General features: G+C 67.0%; 5 protein-coding genes. 1 reads left to right on the top strand and 4 read right to left on the bottom strand.

The annotated features are described in order from the left end of the window. Positions 1–303: 303 nt before the first annotated feature. Positions 304–1,233: an NAD-dependent epimerase/dehydratase family protein gene (locus tag E2C06_RS35535; protein ID WP_133293253.1), complete on the top strand. Its 930-nt coding sequence runs from the start codon at positions 304–306 to the stop codon at positions 1,231–1,233. Between the two features lie 243 nt (positions 1,234–1,476). On the opposite strand, the gene E2C06_RS35525 is transcribed toward E2C06_RS35535, so the two are convergent. The 4 genes from E2C06_RS35525 to tnpA all read right to left on the bottom strand — a co-directional run. Further along, on the bottom strand, positions 1,477–1,719 hold the full coding sequence (locus E2C06_RS35525; RefSeq protein WP_133293252.1) for a hypothetical protein: 243 nt from the start codon (positions 1,717–1,719) through the stop codon (positions 1,477–1,479). Positions 1,720–1,722: 3 nt separating this feature from the next. After that, positions 1,723–3,372, bottom strand: coding sequence for an IS66 family transposase (gene tnpC / locus E2C06_RS35520; RefSeq protein ID WP_133293251.1), 1,650 nt, complete (start codon positions 3,370–3,372; stop codon positions 1,723–1,725). A 61-nt stretch (positions 3,373–3,433) separates the two neighbouring features. Then, positions 3,434–3,781, bottom strand: coding sequence for an IS66 family insertion sequence element accessory protein TnpB (gene tnpB, locus E2C06_RS35515; RefSeq protein ID WP_133293250.1), 348 nt, complete (start codon positions 3,779–3,781; stop codon positions 3,434–3,436). Continuing rightward, positions 3,778–4,255 (bottom strand): IS66-like element accessory protein TnpA (gene tnpA, locus E2C06_RS35510; protein WP_133293249.1); only part of this gene is annotated, 478 nt, incomplete at its 5' end. The genes tnpA and tnpB, both read right to left, overlap by 4 nt.

Genomic DNA, 4,255 nt, shown 5'->3' with positions numbered 1-4,255 from the left:
CCATCCTCCATGCCATCGCGGTGCAGCTGCTGGCCTACCACGTCGCGGTGCTGAAGGGCACCGACGTGGACCAGCCGCGCAACCTGGCGAAAAGCGTGACGGTGGAGTAGCCCAAGAGGCGTTCCTAGGCAGGCGCGTTGCACTTCGCGACCGCAGCCAAACACGATCTGATGAGATCGCTTGATGCCGGTCCTGATGCATGGCGCGAGCCCTTGTGCAAAGCAACCATGTTCCACCGCGCAACGCGATCTCGACTAGATCGATCGCTACTACATAGTTATATTTTGGCACGGAGCTTAACCCATGTCCCTTTACGTCGTCACTGGTGGCGCCGGCTTCATCGGGTCCCATCTGACTGACGCGCTGCTGGCGCATGGACATATAGTGCGCGTGGTAGACGACCTCTCCAGCGGCCGCTGCGAAAACCTCGATTCGCGAGTCGAGTTGATGCTTGGTGACGTCGCCGATGCGACACTCATGCGGCGCGCGCTGGATGGTGCCGTGGGTGTCTTCCACCTGGCCGCGATCGCCAGCGTCGCACGGTCGAATGAGGACTGGATCGGCACCCACCGCACCAACCTGACCGGTACCGTCACCGTACTTGACGCTGCGCGGCAGGCTGGCCGCATCCCAGTCGTTTATGCTTCATCAGCGGCGATTTACGGTGACCAAGGTGAGGGTAGGATTACAGAGAACGTAATTCCCGCCCCGAGTACTGCTTATGGCGCCGATAAGCTCGGTTCCGAGTTACATGCGAAGGTCGGCTTCGGGGTGCATGGCGTCCCCTCAATGGGCTTCCGCTTCTTTAACGTCTTCGGCCCAAGGCAGGATCCTGCCTCGCCTTACTCAGGCGTGATCTCCATCTTTGCTGCGCGCATTGCCAAGGGCTTACCACTGACCCTGCATGGTGATGGCCGGCAGACCCGGGACTTCGTCTATGTGGACGATGTAGTGCGCCATTTGATAGCTGGTATGGAGGTGCTAAGCGCGACCCCGCGGGCTGAGGTGCTGAACGTTTGCACCGGCCGGGCAACCTCGATTGCCGAGCTGGCGCAGACCCTAGCGCGGCTGGACGGGCGGCCGTTGGCGATAGCCTTTGGCCAAGCGCGGGCGGGTGACATTCGCGCCTCGCTCGGCAGCCCAATGAGTGCGACGGCGATGCTGGGAGTGCAAGCGACAACCACTCTCGAGGCAGGGCTGCGGATAACAATGAGGGTGATGGCCGAGGTTTAAAAGCCAAAGACTCTTGTCGGGATCCGGGGTGGTGGGGCCCATCACACGGCCAGAGCGGCGACGAGGGCGCTGAGGAGGGCTTTGCCGCGGCGCCGAGCGTTGTGCACGAACTCGAAGAAGCCGAGATACAGCGGCAGCTTCTCTTGTGAGATGCCCCGGTGCGGGCGGAGCCAGGAGCGCAGTAGAGACCACGTCCCCTCCGTAAGCATCGTAAGCATCCGGTGAACCCCGCACCCTGTCTGGCTACGGAGCAGTTCCCGGCTTCGGCGGAGCCCGCCCCGCCTCGCGTTCGTCGTCGATGATCTGCTTCAGGTTTTCGATGCCGTCCTGGGTGAAAGCAGTGACGCCGTCGTCGCCGAGGCCGTAGACGTACAGGCGACCATCCTCGGGGAACATGCCGATGGAGAGGTCATGCAGCCATTCCTCGTCCTCGCCCAGCAGCGCGGCGACGTGGTCGATGGTGAATACGGCCGAGATGGCAGGCATGGGTCAGGCGGCCTTGCTGTTCGGCTGCCGCGAGGCCTGCCAGTTCCAGGGCAGCAGTTCGACAACCCTGCTGGCCGGATGCGTGGCGATCCGGCCAAGCACATCGGCCAACCAGGCTTGCGGGTCGGCGTCGTTCAGCTTGGCGGTGACGATCAGCGAATACATCGCCGCGGCGCGCTGGCCGCCGCGGTCGGAGCCCGCGAACAGCCATGATTTCCTGCCCAGCGCGATGCCGCGCAGGGCGCGTTCGGCGGCATTGTTCGAGAGGCAGACGCGGCCATCGTCGAGGAACCGGGTAAACGCCGGCCAGCGCTTCAGCATGTAGTCCATCGCGCGCGCCAAGTCGTGCGTGCGGGACAGCCTGGCACGCTGCTCGCGCATCCATGCCTCGAACTCGACGACCAGCGGTGCGCTGACGGCTTGGCGCACGGCACGCCGCTGTTCGGCGCTATGGCGATTGATGCCGCGCTCGATCTCGAACAGTGCGTCGATGCGCCGCACTGCCTCCAGTGCAATCGGCGAGATGACCCCGGCGCTCTTGCCCTCGGCCACGCGGTGCGCGTTCTGCGTCACGTCCGCCAGGACAAAGAACGGCCGTCGCGCATGCACCCAGCAGGCCGCCTCCAGGATCGGCCCAGGCTGGCGGGCGGTGTCGTAGAGCTTGCCGTAGCCGCTGTAGGCATCGGCCTGGAGCAACCCGGCATAGCTGGCCAGATGCTCCTGCGGATGCACCCCGCCGCGGTCGCGCGAGTAGCGGAACGTCGCCGCCGGGGCGGCTGTGCCGCCGAATGGCCGGTCGTCACGGACATAGACCCAACATCGCCCGACATCGGTCTTGCCGCTGGCCAGTACCGGCACGGTGGTGTCGTCGCCGTGCAGCCGCTCGGCCGCCAGCACATGGGCATCGAGGCAGCGCGACAGCGGCGCCAGTGCCGCGCAGCAGGCACCCACCTGGTCGGCCAGGGTCGAGAGGCTGAGCGGCACGCCCTCCCGGGCATAGCGCTCGGCCTGGCGGTTCAGTGGCTGGTGCTGGCCGAACTTCTCGAACATGACCATCGCCAGCAGGCTGGGGCCGGCCCAGCCGCGCGGCGTCACGTGGAATGGCGCTGGCGCCTGGCTGACCTTCTCGCAGGCACGGCAAGAGAACTTCTCGCGCACGTGCTGGATCACCTTCCAACTGCGTGGGATCACCTCCAGGGTTTCGGTGATGTCCTCGCCCAGCTTGCGCAGCCGGGCGCTGCCGCAGCACAGGCAAGCGGTGGGCGCCGGCTCGACCACGCGTTCGCGCGGCAGATGCTCGGGAAAGGGCTGGCGCGCCGGTCGCCGGCGGGTGAACGGTGCGACCTGGGTGGTGCGCGCCGCGGCCTGTTCGGCGGCGATCTCGTCCTCGGTCGCCGAACTCGCCAGTTCGTCGAACCCCAGGGCCAACTGGTCGAGCAGTTGCACCGCGCGCTCGGAACGCTGGCCGTAGAGCTGGTGCTGCAGCTTGGCGATCTGCAGTTGCTGGTGCGCGATTAGCGCTTGGTCGTCGGCGGCGCGTGCCCTAGCATTGGCCAGTTCCGCCTCGACCTGCAACGCCCGCGTAGTTGCCGCCTGCAGCGCGGCCTGGAGCGCGGCGACATCTTCCGGCGGGGTGGTGGCGGCGTTGGACACGGCGACGATGGAATCACGCCTCGCCGCCGTTGGCACCGGAAAAATGCGTGCCGCGCCAGCGCTATCCCGCTACCTCGGGTCGCCAGGTGCGCTGCGGGTTCCGCCAGTCGATGCCGTCCAGCATGTAGGCCAGCTGCGCGCCGGAAATGGCCACGCAACCATCCGCCGGCGAGGGCCAGATGAAACGCCCACGCTCCAGCCGCTTGGCGTAAAGCGACATGCCAATGCCGTCATGCCAGACGATCTTGATCAGCGACCCGGCCTTGCCGCGGAAGACGTATAGATCCCCGGCATGCGGGTCGCGCCCCAGCGCCTGCTGCACCTGCAGCGCCAAGCCGTTCATGCCGCGCCGCATGTCAGTATGGCCCACCGCCAGCCAGACCCGCACACCCGAAGGGACCGGGATCATCCGCGCAATGCCGCCAGTACGCGGCGCAGCGCCGTGCTGGCTACGTTCTTCGGCACCCGCAGCGCGGTGCCATCGGGCAGCACGACTTCAATCTGCTGCGCTGGCCGGCAGAGCTCCGGCTCGGCCGGTGCCGGCGTGGCCAGCAGCGCTGGCGGCGAGGCCATGTGCGCGGGCTCCGGCACCACCTGCACTGGCAGGAAGACGGGCGGTGGTTCCGCTACCAGGGCACCGGAGCGCACCTGCTTGCGCCAGGCCCACAGCACGCTGCGGCTCACCTCATGCCGGCGCGCCACCTCCGCGAAGCAGGCGCCCGGGCTCGCGGCCTCGGCGACAATGCGCAGCTTGTCCTCGAGCCGCCAATGCCGCCGCGGCGTAAGCGTCCGGTGACGCGGCGATCGACCGTCAGGTTGCCGCGGCGTCTGCGTCGCTTGGCAGGTTCCATGGCAGAAGCTCGGCGACACGGCTGACGGGATG

Origin of the sequence: Dankookia rubra (assembly GCF_004355005.1) — a bacterium.
In the GTDB taxonomy this organism is placed as follows: domain Bacteria; phylum Pseudomonadota; class Alphaproteobacteria; order Acetobacterales; family Acetobacteraceae; genus Paracraurococcus; species Paracraurococcus ruber_A.
Note: the sequence above shows the minus strand (reverse complement) of the source record. Positions and strands in the feature narration are given on the sequence as shown.